Raw genomic sequence first — 15319 nt, 5'->3', positions numbered from 1 at the left:
ATTGCGAGGGGTTTGGATGGAACAATATACTTGTGAGTCATGTGGGCACAAAAATCCAAATGGGACAGTGTTTTGTGCTTCTTGTGGATTGCCGTTAGAGAAAGAAGCTTCAGAGCAAAGAACGTTATTAAACATGCGCTATGAAGGTAGTGCTCGAAGATCACAAACAAAAAATAAAACCATAATCGATAAGATTTGGAATTTCTTCTCATCTGTAAAAGTAGGAGTGACCTTAATTTTTATCACACTAGTCGCTTCTGCTATCGGTACAATATTTCCACAGGAAATGTATATCCCACCAACAGTGGAACCAGCTCAGCATTATGCAGATCAGTACGGGATATTTGGTCAAATATACTATCAGCTAGGCTTTCATAATTTATATAGTTCATGGTGGTATATGGTTCTAATTGCTTTAATCGGCATATCTATTGTGGTGGCGAGTATTGATCGTGTTGTTCCGTTGTATAAGGCATTAAAGAATCAAAAACCGACTCGACATGAAAATTTCCTAAGAGGACAGCGTCTTTTCAGTGAAACGGAAACGGTTTCGTCGGAAGAGAAACAAGAGGTAGTTAAAAAGCTTCGACAATTAAGATATCGTGTTACAGAAGAAAATGGACATGTTCTTGCAGAAAAAGGTAGATTCTCTCGATGGGGTCCATATGTGAATCATATTGGTTTAATTGTATTTCTATTAGGAGCATTGTTGCGATTTGTGCCATTCATGTACATAGATGATTATGTTTGGGTTCGTGAAGGGGAAACAAAGGTTGTCCCGAGTACAGATCAGCAATATTACGTAAAAAATGAAGACTTCATTGTGGAAACCTACGATGAAAACGACGAACGCTATAAGGAATCTCTAGCGAAACAAGGAGTAGTACCAAGTAACTTCCAGACAAATGCCGTAGTATACAAAAATACAAATGCCAAGATACCAGGTGCAGAGCCCGAGCTAGAAGTTTTAAAGGAAGATAGTATCAAGGTTAATCACCCTTTAAAATTTGATGGATTTGCACTCTATCAATCCAACTATCAATTAAATGAATTCAAATCTATGACGTTTCGAGTCCACCGAACAGATGACCCGGACGAAAAGGCTTTAGGAACCTTTCAAATAGACTTAATGGATCCTAAATCTGAGTACACATTAGATAATGGGTTCCGTGTTGTGATTGATCAATACTTTCCAGACTATTACATGTCCGATGGGGAGCCACGATCTCAATCGAAGTATCCAAAAAATCCAGCCTTTGTATTTTTTGTATATCCTCCAAATGAGACTGAACCAGAAATTAGCTTTGCTGGAATTGGTCGAAATGTGCCATCTGGAGATAATGAGTATAAAATTGGAATTGAAGCATTTGAAATGCGAGATGTAACTGGACTTACCGTAAAACGAGATTATACCTTACCGTTTATTGCTTTGGGCGGTCTTATCTTTATGATTGGTGTGGTTCAAGGGATGTACTGGCATCACCGAAGAATTTGGATACACCCAACAGAGAACGGTCTACTGTTAGCAGGTCATACGAACAAAAATTACTTTGGGGTTAAAAAAGATATAGAAAAAATAATTGAAGGAACCTCCATTACTATGGTCGAAGACCAGCAGGAGAAAAAATAATATTAGTTCCTTTTAAGGAGGATAACGATGGGAGATCTCGCATCAATAAGTAGTAGTTTTTTATATGCCGCGTTTGTGCTTTATCTGATTGCGACATTCTTTTTTGCAGGTACGATAAAGGATAAACGGTCAGATGGGACCAAAAATACAGCAGGTAAGATTGCGATAACCTTAACCATAATCGGTTTTGTAGCACAAGTTGTGTACTTTATTACGAGATGGATAGCAAGCCATCATGCGCCGGTAAGTAATTTGTTTGAATTTACAACTTTCTTCGGTATGATGCTTGTTTTTGCATTTATTATTATTTACTTTATCTATCGTGTTAATATTCTGGGACTTTTTGCACTACCAGTTGCGATCTTGGTCATTGCGTATGCAAGTATGTTTCCAACTGAGATTTCACCTTTAGTACCGTCTTTAAAGAGTCATTGGTTGTATATTCATGTTACGACAGCTGCGCTGGGAGAAGCGATACTAGCTGTCAGTTTCGCTGCTGGACTCATCTATTTAATCAGTCAAATCGATCAAACAAAACGATCTGCCAAAACAACTTGGTTGGAAATTATATTATATTCTATTTTTTCCGTTATTGGATTTGTACTTATTGTCTCCATATTTAGCGGACTTGGCTATGAAGCAAAGTATGAATTTCAAGTCGATGGAGAGCCAGTAAGTACTATTTATGAATTACCATCTATTGTAGGCCCACATGATAGTAAACTTGTAACCAGTGATGTTGCCAACCCTCTATTTGAAGCACCAACATGGATGAGAGGGGAAGATGCAGCTCGTAAATTTAATACGTTATTATGGTCTATGATGACTGGAGCTGTTCTATACCTATTAGCTAGATTAATCGCAAGAAAAAGAGTTGGGGCTGCGTTTCAGCCTTTATTAAAACGTGTCAATCCAGATTTGATCGATGAAATATCGTATCGTTCTGTTGCTATCGGCTTCCCAGTCTTCACACTTGGAGCACTAATATTTGCCATGATTTGGGCACAGCAAGCATGGGACCGTTTCTGGGGATGGGACCCGAAAGAAGTATGGGCACTTATTACATGGTTTTTCTATGCTGCTTTCCTCCATTTACGATTGTCACGTGGATGGCACGGAGAACGTTCTGCGTGGTTAGCGGTAGGCGGATTCGCTATCATTATGTTTAATTTGATTGCGGTAAATTTAATCCTTGCAGGACTACACTCCTACGCATAATGGTATAGTAATAGATAAAGACAAAGGGGGGAATGAAAATGAGCGAAAATCAAAAAATATTAGTAGTAGATGATGAAGAGCGAATTCGTCGACTAATTCGAATGTATTTAGAACGGGAAGGCTATGAAATCGAAGAAGCAGAAGATGGAAATCAAGCCGTAGAATATGCACTTCAACAAAACTATGCACTAATCATTTTAGACATCATGATGCCAGGTAAAGATGGGATTGAAGCATGTAAGGAAATTAGAGAGTCAAGCTCAACTCCAATTATTATGCTTACAGCAAAAGGTGAGGAAGCCAATCGTGTACAAGGGTTTGAAGTTGGTACAGACGATTATATCGTGAAACCTTTTAGTCCACGAGAAGTGGTATTACGTGTTAAAGCCTTACTTCGACGTTCTCAGTCTAGTGGACAAGTACAAACAGACTTTGGTGCACGCAATGTATTAGAATTCCCCCATCTCTTGATAGATAATGATGCACACCGTGTCACTGCGGATGGTAAGGAAGTAGGGTTAACACCAAAGGAATATGAATTACTTCTATTTCTAGCCAAGGCACCAGATAAAGTATTTGATCGTGAACAGCTTTTGAAAGAAGTGTGGAAGTATGAGTTTTTTGGTGATTTAAGAACCGTTGATACCCACGTAAAAAGACTACGTGAAAAGTTAAATAAAGTTTCTCAAGACGCAGCAAAAATGATTGTTACCGTGTGGGGAGTCGGATATAAATTTGAGGTATCAGGCAAATAATGATATGGCGTAGTGTTGTCGGGAAGCTATGGATTACGATCCTGCTTCTCGTTTCTTTCGTATTATTTATTCTAACAATCTTATTGCTGGAGTTTTTTGAGAACTTTCACGTGTCAGAAGCTGAAGATGACTTAATGCAATCAGCGAACAAAATTGCAGAAATGATTGATCAAGAGGAAGAGCGATCCTTCATCTTAGAAACGACTTCGCGTATTATGGATCCATCTAGTCGGGTAGCAATATTATTTGGAGAGGATCAATTGTGGTTGTCCGAGACAAGTGATCCAAATTTAAATAAAGTCACTTATGCATGGCTGCTAGAGGATCCAGAATTAGCTAGTGTTATCTCGGATGGTAAAAAGGTTCAAAAACAAATTACACTTCCAAATAGTGATCGAGAAGTGATGATTGTCGGAAAAGCGTTGAAAGAGGATACGAGTGCAATTTTTGTGTACCAATCGTTAAATGTCGTGAGAGAAACCTCTGAAGATACAACTAAAATTATTTTGTTAGCTGCTGGAATTGCCATCATATTAACGACAATCTTTGCTTTCTTCTTGTCTACAAGAATTAGTTCGCCTTTAATCAAAATGCGAGAAGGTGCCTTTGAGTTAGCAAGAGGTGAGTTTAATACTAAGGTTCCAATTCTTACCCATGATGAGATCGGGGAATTGGCTATGGCCTTTAACCGTATGGGGAGACAGTTGAAGTTTCATATTAATGCTTTAAGACAGGAAAAAGAGCAGCTTTCCGGTATTTTGAGCTCCATGGCAGATGGGGTTATTACATTAAATCGAAAAGGGGATATTATAGTTTCCAATCCACCCGCACAAAAATTTTTGGAGGATTGGAATTTTGAATATGAGCAAGATAAAAAGGATTCCAAATCGCTTCTGCCAACGGAATTACAGCATGGATTAGAAGAGGTTATTCGTTCTGAAGAAGAGGTAATGAATGAATTGCTCGTCCAAGGAAGAAGCTATGTGATGATCATGACCCCTTTATATGATCAAACACAAGTACGTGGAGCGGTAGCAGTTATTCGTGATATGACCGAAGAGCGAGCTATGGATAAGTACCGAGAAGATTTTATTGCGAATGTTTCCCATGAACTTCGAACACCGATATCCATGCTTCAAGGATACAGTGAAGCCATCGTAGATGATGTAGCAGAATCTAAGCAAGAGAAGAATGAGTTAGCACAAATCATTTATGAAGAATCACTTCGAATTGGACGTTTGGTTAATGAATTATTAGATTTAGCTAAGATGGAAGCGGGTCATGATCGCTTAAATCTGGAAGTTGTAGAGCTATCCCCCTTCGTTAATCGGGTGGTCAAAAAGTTTAAAGGGCTGGCTACAGACAAACAAGTTCATCTGGAATTAGAGCATAACACGAATCTAGGCTCTATTCGCATCGATCCAGACCGTATAGAACAAGTGCTAACGAATCTAATAGATAATGCAATTACACACACGAACGAAGAGGGACGTGTCATCGTTGAAGTAACTTCACAAGATCAAGTTGTTCAATTTTCTATTCATGATACAGGTGCTGGTATCCTAAAGGATGATTTACCGTTTGTCTTTGAGCGTTTTTATAAAGCGGATAAATCCCGAAAGAGAAGTAAAGGAAAGAAGGGTACTGGTCTCGGTCTAGCAATTGCAAAGCATATTGTAGAATCGCACAAAGGGTCAATTTTTGTCCAAAGTAAAGAGTCGGAAGGTACAACATTTACATTTAAAATACCTAAAAACATCGAAACGGATTAAAAAAAGCAGAATTATCTTGTTCCTTATGAAACGAATTAGTATGTTAGAGAAGGGATTATGCTAAAATATTTCCGTTCCAATCGAATAGTAGAGGTTTAGGTGCATGTGCTTAAAATGGGAATCTGGTTCAAGTCCAGAACTGTCCTCGCAACTGTAAATGCCACGAACGGAGCATAACCACTGCACGCTTAGTGTGGGAAGGGCTCTAGTAGGTACGCATAAGTCAGTAGACCTGCCTAAACTCTATATTTCAAAGCTTCGAGGATTGAGTGTTTGAGATAGCCTAGGCTTATTTTGACATGTTTTTTTTCAGTAAGTTCTTAGATTGTCTTAAACTTATCCATTCTTGGATAAGTTTTTTTCTGTTTTGGATGCCTTCGGGTCAATAGGGATATTAATTTATGGAGGGAAAACTATGAAGCAGTTGTGGAAGTCGTTATTTGCACTATTATTTACAGCTATCCTATTAGTGGGCTGTGGACAAGAATCGGGAGAAGAAGGAAAAACTACCCAAGGAAATTCAGCGAAAAAAACGGAACAAACAGAAAAACAAGAAGTCGTTACGGTTGTTATTTCCAAAGATAACGGTAAAGAAGTTGTCATTGAAGAAGAGGTAGCCATGGAAGAAGGAGCAACCGTTTTAGATGTAATGAAAACAAACTTTAAGATTGAAGAAACCAAAGGATTCATTACTTCTATAGAAGGCTTGACGCAGGATGAAGAAAAGGGAAAGTATTGGATGTACTCCGTTAATGACAAAATTGCAGATGTTGGTGCAGCTGAATATGAATTAGAGCCAGGGGATCAAGTTACTTTTGATCTTCAAGTGATGGAATGATCTGATTGAATACGTACAGGATTACTGTCATCTCCATTTTAGCTGCTTTAGCTGTAGTTGGTAGATTTGCCTTTCAATTTCTTCCTAACGTTCAACCAGTTACGACGATTATTATTATTTGTGGTTTGTTTTTAGGACCGGTTTCTGCCATAATATTGGCCATTCTCACTACATATATGTCGAATTTGTTGTTGGGAATGGGGATATGGACGATTTGGCAAGTGATCATCTGGGGATTTATTGGGCTTTGTAGTGGGTGGTTAGGTAAATGGAAAAGAAATTTACCGTTTGGATTATTAGTTGCCTATGCGGTTTTAATTGGCTATTTATACGGATTTGTTATTTCATTAGCTACTTATACAGTTGCAGGTTCATTTTGGCCCTATTATTTTTCAGGCCTTTTATTTGATACGTATCATGCAGTAGGGAATGCGTTTTTTATGATTGTTCTCTATCCTGTTCTTTCCAAAATCCTGGAGAAATATTATGGGAATTATTTAAAATCAAATACATTGTAAATAAAAACGAAGCTAGGATTTAGCTTCGTTTTTATTATCGAAATGTTCATTATATTCTATGTGAAGTCTCTTATTCATCGACTGCTACGATCAGAACATCGGTACAACATAGTTAGCTAGAAACCATAGAATGGCAAAGGTGATGATGACATAGGCAGCATATTTTATAAAGGTAGAAGCAACAACGCTTGAATCAGATTTCTTTTCTATATTTTTGCGTTCCATTTCCAGATCATGGTTTGGACTCATATCAATCAACTCCTTATTATGTCTTAGAATCCGTAATACCCGGTTCTTTACTTGACCAAACTTTTGCATAATTTGTCTAAATCCGCTATTTACGAAAATGAATCAACTAGTATAAGATTTAAGAAGAGAAAGGTGCGGAAATATTTTATAAAAATGTGTAACTTTGTTGGATGGTTTTTCGACTAATTACACAAGAACGAGGAGAGCTATACTATGAGGTCCGCTTTTGAAGAAATATACGAAGATTACCATCAGGATTTATATCAATTTCTAATGTACATGGTTAAGGATAGAAACGTAGCGGAAGACTTAGTTCAAGAAGTGTATATAAAAGTTATACATGCTTTAGATACCTTTAAAGGGGATAGTAGTCAAAAAACATGGTTGTTTTCAATTGCTCGTCATGTCGCAATTGATTATTTTCGAAAACAGAAAACAAAACGGAAGCGTATATTAGACTTTTTCGATTGGGGCGAGAGGGGAGAACAAGTTCAAGATCATGCGAAAATCCCTGAAGAGATTGCCGTCTTGAACGATGAAATGAAGCAAGTATATAAAAGCTTAGACCATTGTACAATGGATCAAAAAAGCGTAATTATCCTACGATATATTCAAGGAATGTCCATACAAGAAACAGCAGAAATTTTAGGTTGGAGTACGAGTAAAGTGAAAACAACACAGCACCGTGGAATGAAACAGTTAAAAGAAATGCTAAACGGAAAGGAGGGGTTATAGGTGACTAATCGTGTAACTGATGAAAAATTAAAAGAAATGCTTTCGAGCATGCCGAAGGTACAGGACACACAAACGAAGGAAGAATTGTACCAAAAACTTCAAGATGTATCGAAGAGTCCGAAAAAACGAAAGCGGACATCTAAAAAACCATGGTTAGTTCCTACCTTAGCCTCCGTTTCCTTATTGTGTGTGTTAATTTTGATTGTTCCGTCTATGCTGTCGAATAACCAAGGTTCCTATGAATCTAGTGGGTCAGAATCCAGTAAGTTGGATACGACGGAAGAATCAATTGTTCCTGATCGTAGCACCACCATAAAGAAAGCTGATGAATTAGACGATATGAAGCAAGATAAAGCAGCTGAATCAAATGATCAAGCTTTAATAGGACAAAGTGAGATGGAAAAATCTCCTCAATCCATGTTGATTCAGAAGGTTCCTGAACAAGTTTCTCTAGTTCATCTAGCTGCTATGGATCCGTCTGCACAAGTTATTATTCCAATTACTCTAATTGATTCGACTAATCCAATAGTAGATGAAACGTATTATAACCAAATGGATAATTACATCCACAAAGAAGATGGACTTGTACCTTTTGATTTTCAAAATATAACATTCAATCTTTTGCTAGAGAAAGACGAGGTACAGATTACTATTCCAGAGGAGTTCCAGTTACAAGCAGGAAGTGCTTTACAGACAATGTTTAATAGGTTGTTATCTGCGATGTTTGCGCCCTATGGGGTGGAGCGGATTAATCTGGAAGGAAATACGAATTTAGGAGATATGGGAAATATCGATTCGTTTAAAGTAGTGGATCCGTTAGCAAACAGTGCCTTTAAAGTTTATCAATATCAAGAGGATACAAGACCTTTCTTGGTTCCAATCCATTATCAGTCTTATACTAGTATTCAATCGGCACTTGTCGATATGAAAGTGGAAGCACCACAATTTAACATTGAGGCGACAATTCCTGAAAATATAACGTTTGACGTCCAAGAAGACGGAGAGACAGTGACCATATCGTTTACCGAAGTAAATGATTTAAAAGCAAACCAAAGGACGTTAACCATGTTAGAGTCTATGCTACTAACTGCAAAAAGCTTTGGGTATGAATCCGTCCATTTTGAACAATTACCGTTTAAACAAATCGGACCATATGATGTAACAGAACCAATTCCTGTACCAGTTGCCATGAACCCTGAACAGCTCCATTAATAAACATGGTCCTTCTGTAATACAGAAGGACCATGGGTTCCTATCTATGGTTCTAGGTAAAATAGAAGCGTGAGATCGGCAAAACATGTTACTATTAAAAGGATGAATCGTCCTTAAGGTGGTGTGTAGAATGGAGCGAGAAGAATTAATGCATATCATTTCAAGTAAAATGAAGCTTATACGAGTGGAACAAGGATATACGCAGTCAGATATGGCAACGGTCCTAGGTATTTCTAAGAAAACATTAGTCCAAATAGAGAAGGAACGAATTATTGCAAATTGGACAACGGTTATTGCAATTTGTTTGTTGTTCCGAGAGAGTGAGATTATCAGAGGCATAATAGGAAACGATGTGTTAGGTTATTTTAACGTTTATTTACAAAGTGTAAACAGCCAACCATAAAACACAAAAATCGGATAAAGGCATATTGCTTATCCGATTAATCATATTTTAGTGGGTCACCATTGAAAGGTTTATCGAGCATTTTAATAGAATCAGAAGGACAACCTAGAAAGGCATCTTCTACATCTTCTTCCCAGTCTTCTGGAATGGGGCAGACTCCTTTATTTTCGTCAACCGCAACATATGCTAATCCCTCATCATCATATTGAAATATGCTAGAAGCAGTTGCTCCACAAGCTCCACAGGCAATGCATGTATCTTTATCAACAATGGCAAACTTAGCCATTTGCAACCCTCCATTTTCTTTTTCCTCATGGCAGTATAATATAGTAGGGAGTACGTATATGTCCTTTATCTTCTAGTTTAGTTGGTATAACGAAGGATTTCAATAATTTGATTTGATAGCACAAGAGGGGCGTTTATTTTGTTGTCAGCAATACTATTAGATGGGATTTCCAAAATGAATCAGGAAAGAAGTATATCTGGTCTTTACCATATACTTTCTGGAAAGCGATCTGCCCAAACACTACAGGATGCGCATTTATTTAAGTTGACCGGATTTTTTGGTATATGTAAATCACTCCCTCGGGAAAGGTTTGACCAAAAAATTAGCCAGTTAGTAGAACACCATTATATTAGTCCATCCAATCATGATACATATACTAGTTATTTCTTGACTTCCAAAGGAATGCAAATCTTAGTCGACAATCAATTGCGATTCCTAATGGATAAAGCAGAAGGTTTAACCTATGAAGACATTACCGAGCCGTTTTTTCAGCGGATTTTATTAGGGATACAAACGTTTAGTAATGTTTTAAACGGAGAAAATACGTTTATCCCTATTATCGATTCCCCTGCTATTAGCAGGTGGGTTAAAAGGTTTTATATAAAGAATAAGACAAACGTAGAAGAAGTTGCCTCCTTGCTCTATGAAGAACTACAATCGATATTAGAAGAATTGCCGGAACGGGAGGCAACTATATTTGTTGATAGATTAAGTGGATACAAGGATTATGGGCAAACCTTGGAACAGTTAGGTGATTTTTATCAGCTAGATGTGTTTGACATACAAGTCATTCTAATAATCATCACCCATCATATGATTAAGAAAGTACAAGAGGGGGATTTTCCATTATTACGCAGCTTTCTTCCGGAGGTATCAGACAGAGCATTTCTTACACAGTCTGCGCAACGAACGAAAGCATATTTAGATCAAGGCTTACGAATTGAAGAAATTGCAAGAATCCGAAGGCTGAAAACGAACACCATTGAAGACCACGTCGTTGAAATTATCCACGCTGTACCAAACATGTCATTAGGTCGGTTTATAGATGAATCCGATATGGATACTATTAAAGAAACTATTCACGATACCGAATCGAGGCGTTTAAGAGATATTAAGCAAGTCTTGGACAATCGTTATTCCTATTTTCAGATACGATTAGCAATGGCGGTTATTGAAAGTCAGACAGAGGAGTTTTAGTATGCTAGATTTGGAAAATAAGCTTGAGCAATATTTTGGATATGCTAGTTTTCGTACAGGACAAAGAGAAATTATCGAGGATGTATTAGCAGGAAAAGATGTGCTGGGAATTCTACCGACTGGCTCAGGGAAATCCATTTGCTATCAATTACCCGCAAGGTTGTTAACGGGTACAGTTGTTGTCATCTCTCCATTAATTTCCCTTATGATTGATCAAGTCAAACAGTTAAAAGCAACTGGTTTTAAAGAGGTTATCGCAATTAATAGTTTTATGAATCGAGTAGAGAAAGAGCGTGCTCTTCAGCAGCTTTCTGCATATCGACTTATTTATGTATCTCCAGAAATGCTAAAAAATGAAAGCTTTCTAAAAGAGTTGTTAAACTGTTCCGTTTCCCTTTTCGTTGTAGACGAAGCACACTGTATATCCCAATGGGGGCATGAATTTCGACCGGATTATTTAAAATTACACGAAACAATTGAACGGTTAAATCATCCCCCAATTTTAGCTTTAAGTGCTACAGCTACGCCCGAGGTACAAATGGATATTGAGCATCAACTGAGAAGTAAACATATGGTGAAACATGTTTATCCAATGGACCGGACAAATATATCATTTGTTGTAAAATCGTGTGAGGATGAACAGGAAAAGAAAGATTATTTAGTTCACTTACTACAAAGCTTTCCTGTTCCAACCATGATCTATTTTTCTAGTAAAAAAACAGCAGAAAAAGTTGCCCACGAATTAATGCGTCAATTACCTTGTGTAAGAGTCGCTTTTTATCACGGAGGGATGGACCAAACGGATCGTGTATTAATCCAACAGCAATTCATGAATCAGCAGCTTGATGTTATATGCTGTACAAGTGCTTTCGGTATGGGTATTAACAAACAAGATATTAGACTAGTTGTTCATTTTCACCTCCCCACCCAATTAGAATCATTCATCCAAGAATTGGGACGTGCGGGGAGAGATGGCAAATCAAGTGTTAGTCTTGTATTAACAGCGCCTAATGATGATTACCTCCCAAAGGTGCTGCTAGAAGGAGAGCTTCCAAAAAAGGAAGATATAGACCTATTATTTTATGACTTGAAGGATGTGGAAGAGTGTGAGGTACCCTTTCAACAGATTGAGGAGAAGGGCTGGTTAAACGAAATTCAACTTCGGTTTATTCAATATCAATTGGAAAATCATGCTATGTTAAAAAATGGTCGAATATTGTATAATCGGAACAAATGGAAGACCGTCAAACAAGCGATTATTCAGGTCATTACATCCCGTCAAGTGTATAAACAAATGAAATTAACGCAGTTGTTAGACTGGGTATCAGAGAATGGATGCAGAAGAAAATCCTTGTTCTCCTCTTTTCAAAAAGAAGTTCAAGAGCCGCGTTATCATTGTTGTGATTATTGTGATTTTTCATTTGATGACTGGTTACCTGAATATGAAAAACAGGTAACTCCATCTATGAATTGGCAAAAAAGACTTCAAAAAATATTACATCAGCAATAATGGTTAAATATATGTCTAAACAAGTAGAACTATTAAGAGGAATGTCCTCGAAGGAAGTTTATCGACAAGTCCTACTTTCACAGTTTATATTTATTTTGTTAGCTTTCGGTCTAAGCTTCTTTTTATTCGATTCTATGACCGTTTGGTTCGAACTGTTTACATGGAATTGGATAAATATCGTTGTCTTTGCTATTTTACCTGCTATAACAGTCGTATTAATAGATTTGATTCTCTTCATGATAGTACCAAACCAATTAGACGATGGCGGGATCAATGAGATTATTTTTTCAAACAGAACAACATGGGAATTAGTTAGCTTATGTGCCGTAGTAGGTGTATCAGAAGAAGTACTTTTCCGTGGTGTTATCCAAACGACATTCGGACTCATCACAGCAAGTGTTATTTTTGCGATTATTCATGTTCGTTATTTAAACAAACCTTTGCTGTTGATATCAGTAGTCCTGTTAAGTTTCTTATTAGGATATATTTATGAGGTGACTCAAAGCCTTGTGTATTCAATGGTGGCACATTTTATAATTGATGTATTATTAGGCTTTTTGATTCGATTTACCAGTAAATAAGAGGAGGAATTAACTTGGATAATAAAACTCAAAAAGATCAAGCATACCAACTTCGAAGCCGTATGAATGGTTCAGAAAATGAACCACCTCCATCTTTACCTAGTCAAGAAGATAAGGAAGTCAATATATTAGAGCTGCCGCCGAGAAGTCAAGTACACTCAAATACAAAATCCAAAGTAAAATGGAAGATTAGCTTTCCTTTAGTTCGTTTCTTAGTATTGCTATTTCTCATTATTACGGTATTAATTTTGACTTATAGAATATGGGGAGAAGATTTCTTGCAAACGAGTGACAAAGAAAATGAAGAAACAAATGAACTAGAAGAAGTGATTGTTGGAGAAAAGAAAGACACACCACAAGAAGAACAACCATCCACGCTTGTGCAGGAAAAAGATCCCGATTCCGTTGGACTTCAAATCTATAGTGTAGAAGAAGGCGATACATTAGCTTCTATTGCGGAAAAATTTTATGGCAATGCTGAAGACCAACAACTCATTATTGATGCGAACGGCCTAACCAATAAAACGTTAAAGGTAGGACAAGTCTTACGAATTCCTCCTAAAAACGAACCAAATTAATGGAAAAAAGGGATGGGGCTGTCTCAAAAGGCCTCTTTGAAATGAAAAAGCCACGGAGATATTCATTTTTCTCCGTGGCTTTTTCGGTGTGAGCTTATTTCCGCTATGAAACAGGCGGTTCCACTCTGCCTGTTTCAGGAAGTTGTGGGCCATCGCGACCAGTCCAAACTCTATCCTTACTTTATCGATCCCACGAAGAGAAAATCGCCGGAACGACCGATTGCCCTTGATATGACCGAACACACTTTCCACCTCCACTTTTCGTCTGGCGTAGATACGTGCTCCTTTGTCACACCAAAGGTTTTCCCTTGCTTCCTTCTTCAGTTGTTCAAATGCCGGGTTATAGTAAACGCGCCGGTTTCCTTTTGCTTTCGTGCACTTTTCTTTTAATGGGCATCCACTACACTCTTCGCATTCATAGACCTTGAATGTTCGCGTATAGCCGTACCGATCGGTACGGTGCGAGTGGAATTGAAAAAGAACTTTTCGTCCATTCGGACAAATGTAATAATCCCCATCCTCCTTGTACTCCCAGTTCATAACCTGACTTGGGTCTTTCTTGAACGAACGGGACTGCTCTTTTCGCATCGTGTTGTAGGGAATGAGTGTTTCAAACCCTTCCTTCTTTGCGTATTTATAATTGACTTCTCCACCATACCCTCCATCAGCGACAATTGTATTAGGGAACGGAAGCTCTCTGGCCTGTAGTTTTTGAATGTGTGGTTCAAAACAACGGGTGTCCGTTGGACGCTGATGGATCGAGTAGCCGAGGATGAATTGATTTTCTGTTCCTGCCTGCACATTATAACCAGGTTTCAGTTGTCCATTCTTCATATGATCTTCTTTCATTCGCATAAAGGTGGCATCCGTGTCTGTCTTGGAATAACTGTTCCGGTCACCGAAGGTGGCCAGCTGGGTTTCATACTTTTTTAAACGAGGTAGGTAGTCCTGGCTCAACGTTTTATAGATACGTCGTTTAGCACGGAATACTTCCTTTTTTCTTTCTTCTTTCCTTATCATTTTCTTCTTCGACGGCTTTTTCCGCCTGTTCTAGGGTTTCTACCTGCTCGACAACTTTTTCGAGTTGCTCCGAAGTTACTCGCTTGGCAGGAGACCCTTCATCCGGAAGTATTTTTTCATCCATCTCAATGGCATCTTCAATATCCGCGAATGTTTGATCCAATTTTTCCTGTAGTTTTTCTTCGTAACGTTGGACAGATTTTTTCCACACAAACGTGTATTTATTGGCATTCGCCTCGATTTTGGTTCCATCAAGGAAGTAGTTGTCCATGGATATGTACTCTTGATCGATTAGAAGCTTAATCAACTCCGTGAATAAAGGTTCAATAATTGCCTTCATACGTTCTGAGCGGAACCGGTTGATGGTTCGGAAATCTGGTGTCTGTTGGCCGGCCAGCCACATCATCGGGAGATGTTCCCGAAGGGCTTTGGCGATTTCACGGCAGGAGTAGATTTTTTGCGTGTAGGCGTATAAGATAACTTTTGTCATCATTTTGGGATGATAGGAGCTCCGGCCACCCCCTTGGTATTGGGAAAAGAAGATATCATCATTCACCTGTTCCACCATGGCATGAATGACGCGGACCACATGGTCCTCTGGAATTAAATCACTGAAGTCCATTGGTAGAACCAACTGACCCATGTTATAATCAATGAAAGTAGCCGAAGAGTTACTCATAAAAAATCGCCTCACTTTTCGTTTTTTGTTGGTTTGGTCGCTTACATTATAACGAATGAGGCGATTTTTTTGTATGTAAAAGAGAAGATTTTTGCATTGTTGATTGCCAATTTGGGAAGGGAATCGTTTCCCAATGCC

The 15319-nt window shown here is 38.1% G+C and carries 15 protein-coding genes, 1 pseudogene and 1 riboswitch; of the genes and pseudogenes, 13 read left to right on the top strand and 3 right to left on the bottom strand.

Annotation, left to right across the window (positions count from 1 at the left end):
* Positions 1-16 precede the first annotated feature (16 nt).
* From FN924_RS10085 to FN924_RS10060, 6 genes are all read left to right on the top strand, one after another.
* Positions 17-1630, top strand: coding sequence for a cytochrome c biogenesis ResB family protein (locus FN924_RS10085; protein ID WP_143894142.1), 1614 nt, complete (start codon positions 17-19; stop codon positions 1628-1630).
* A gap of 27 nt (positions 1631-1657) precedes the next feature.
* Positions 1658-2848, top strand: a complete 1191-nt coding sequence (gene ccsB / locus FN924_RS10080; protein ID WP_143894140.1) for a c-type cytochrome biogenesis protein CcsB — start codon at positions 1658-1660, stop codon at positions 2846-2848.
* Between the two features lie 38 nt (positions 2849-2886).
* On the top strand, positions 2887-3603 hold the full coding sequence (locus FN924_RS10075; protein WP_143894138.1) for a response regulator transcription factor: 717 nt from the start codon (positions 2887-2889) through the stop codon (positions 3601-3603).
* On the top strand, positions 3603-5375 hold the full coding sequence (locus FN924_RS10070; RefSeq protein WP_143894137.1) for an ATP-binding protein: 1773 nt from the start codon (positions 3603-3605) through the stop codon (positions 5373-5375). The genes FN924_RS10075 and FN924_RS10070 overlap by 1 nt, the downstream gene beginning before the upstream one ends.
* 80 nt (positions 5376-5455) lie before the next feature.
* Positions 5456-5629: riboswitch (cobalamin riboswitch) on the top strand.
* Positions 5630-5790: 161 nt separating this feature from the next.
* Positions 5791-6213, top strand: a complete 423-nt coding sequence (locus FN924_RS10065; protein WP_143894135.1) for a DUF4430 domain-containing protein — start codon at positions 5791-5793, stop codon at positions 6211-6213.
* A 5-nt stretch (positions 6214-6218) separates the two neighbouring features.
* Positions 6219-6731: an ECF transporter S component gene (locus FN924_RS10060; RefSeq protein ID WP_143894133.1), complete on the top strand. Its 513-nt coding sequence runs from the start codon at positions 6219-6221 to the stop codon at positions 6729-6731.
* A 90-nt stretch (positions 6732-6821) separates the two neighbouring features.
* Here the strand turns inward: FN924_RS10060 and FN924_RS19105 are convergent, their stop codons facing one another.
* Positions 6822-6980 (bottom strand): hypothetical protein, encoded by a 159-nt coding sequence (locus FN924_RS19105; protein WP_194709648.1) that lies wholly within the window; start codon positions 6978-6980, stop codon positions 6822-6824.
* Positions 6981-7193: 213 nt separating this feature from the next.
* Between FN924_RS19105 and sigX the strand changes: the two genes are divergently transcribed.
* The 3 genes from sigX to FN924_RS10045 all read left to right on the top strand — a co-directional run bounded on the left by sigX (position 7194) and on the right by FN924_RS10045 (position 9330).
* Positions 7194-7715, top strand: coding sequence for an RNA polymerase sigma factor SigX (gene sigX / locus FN924_RS10055; RefSeq protein ID WP_143894131.1), 522 nt, complete (start codon positions 7194-7196; stop codon positions 7713-7715).
* A complete protein-coding gene (locus tag FN924_RS10050; protein ID WP_143894130.1) occupies positions 7716-8927 on the top strand; it encodes a hypothetical protein in 1212 nt (403 codons plus the stop codon).
* 130 nt (positions 8928-9057) lie between these two features.
* Positions 9058-9330: a helix-turn-helix transcriptional regulator gene (locus FN924_RS10045; protein WP_143894128.1), complete on the top strand. Its 273-nt coding sequence runs from the start codon at positions 9058-9060 to the stop codon at positions 9328-9330.
* 37 nt (positions 9331-9367) lie between these two features.
* Here the strand turns inward: FN924_RS10045 and FN924_RS10040 are convergent, their stop codons facing one another.
* Positions 9368-9616, bottom strand: coding sequence for a ferredoxin (locus FN924_RS10040; protein WP_143894127.1), 249 nt, complete (start codon positions 9614-9616; stop codon positions 9368-9370).
* A 141-nt stretch (positions 9617-9757) separates the two neighbouring features.
* Here FN924_RS10040 and FN924_RS10035 point away from each other — a divergent pair, with 141 nt between their 5' ends.
* Genes FN924_RS10035 through FN924_RS10020 form a run of 4 tightly spaced genes read left to right on the top strand, consistent with a single transcriptional unit; the run spans position 9758 to position 13482 of the window.
* The gene (locus FN924_RS10035) at positions 9758-10813 is read left to right on the top strand and encodes a YpbB family protein (protein WP_143894125.1); all 1056 of its coding nucleotides are present in this window, start codon (positions 9758-9760) and stop codon (positions 10811-10813) included.
* 1 nt (position 10814) lies between these two features.
* Positions 10815-12323, top strand: a complete 1509-nt coding sequence (locus FN924_RS10030; protein ID WP_143894123.1) for a RecQ family ATP-dependent DNA helicase — start codon at positions 10815-10817, stop codon at positions 12321-12323.
* 11 nt (positions 12324-12334) lie between these two features.
* Positions 12335-12904: a CPBP family intramembrane glutamic endopeptidase gene (locus tag FN924_RS10025; protein ID WP_158633982.1), complete on the top strand. Its 570-nt coding sequence runs from the start codon at positions 12335-12337 to the stop codon at positions 12902-12904.
* Positions 12905-12918: 14 nt separating this feature from the next.
* Positions 12919-13482 carry a LysM peptidoglycan-binding domain-containing protein gene (locus tag FN924_RS10020; RefSeq protein WP_143894119.1) on the top strand — a complete coding sequence of 188 codons (564 nt, stop codon included), beginning with the start codon at positions 12919-12921 and terminating at the stop codon, positions 13480-13482.
* Between the two features lie 126 nt (positions 13483-13608).
* Here the strand turns inward: FN924_RS10020 and FN924_RS19945 are convergent.
* Positions 13609-15181, bottom strand: a pseudogene (locus FN924_RS19945) (IS1182 family transposase); the annotation flags it as partial.
* Positions 15182-15319: the final 138 nt, after the last annotated feature.

It is taken from the genome of Radiobacillus deserti (assembly GCF_007301515.1).
In the GTDB taxonomy this organism is placed as follows: Bacteria; Bacillota; Bacilli; order Bacillales; family Amphibacillaceae; genus Radiobacillus; species Radiobacillus deserti.
This window is presented reverse-complemented; position numbering and strand designations above follow the sequence as displayed.

What these genes read in the sequence shown, in the direction of transcription:
- sigX (WP_143894131.1), top strand. Translation starts at nt 7,194, where the DNA reads ATGAGGTCCGCTTTTGAAGAAATATACGAAGATTACCATCAGGATTTA.
- FN924_RS10070 (WP_143894137.1), top strand. Translation starts at nt 3,603, where the DNA reads ATGATATGGCGTAGTGTTGTCGGGAAGCTATGGATTACGATCCTGCTT.
- FN924_RS10040 (WP_143894127.1), bottom strand. Translation starts at nt 9,616, where the DNA reads ATGGCTAAGTTTGCCATTGTTGATAAAGATACATGCATTGCCTGTGGA.
- FN924_RS10065 (WP_143894135.1), top strand. Translation starts at nt 5,791, where the DNA reads ATGAAGCAGTTGTGGAAGTCGTTATTTGCACTATTATTTACAGCTATC.
- FN924_RS19105 (WP_194709648.1), bottom strand. Translation starts at nt 6,980, where the DNA reads ATGAGTCCAAACCATGATCTGGAAATGGAACGCAAAAATATAGAAAAG.
- FN924_RS10075 (WP_143894138.1), top strand. Translation starts at nt 2,887, where the DNA reads ATGAGCGAAAATCAAAAAATATTAGTAGTAGATGATGAAGAGCGAATT.
- FN924_RS10045 (WP_143894128.1), top strand. Translation starts at nt 9,058, where the DNA reads ATGGAGCGAGAAGAATTAATGCATATCATTTCAAGTAAAATGAAGCTT.
- ccsB (WP_143894140.1), top strand. Translation starts at nt 1,658, where the DNA reads ATGGGAGATCTCGCATCAATAAGTAGTAGTTTTTTATATGCCGCGTTT.
- FN924_RS10030 (WP_143894123.1), top strand. Translation starts at nt 10,815, where the DNA reads ATGCTAGATTTGGAAAATAAGCTTGAGCAATATTTTGGATATGCTAGT.
- FN924_RS10025 (WP_158633982.1), top strand. Translation starts at nt 12,335, where the DNA reads ATGTCTAAACAAGTAGAACTATTAAGAGGAATGTCCTCGAAGGAAGTT.
- FN924_RS10085 (WP_143894142.1), top strand. Translation starts at nt 17, where the DNA reads ATGGAACAATATACTTGTGAGTCATGTGGGCACAAAAATCCAAATGGG.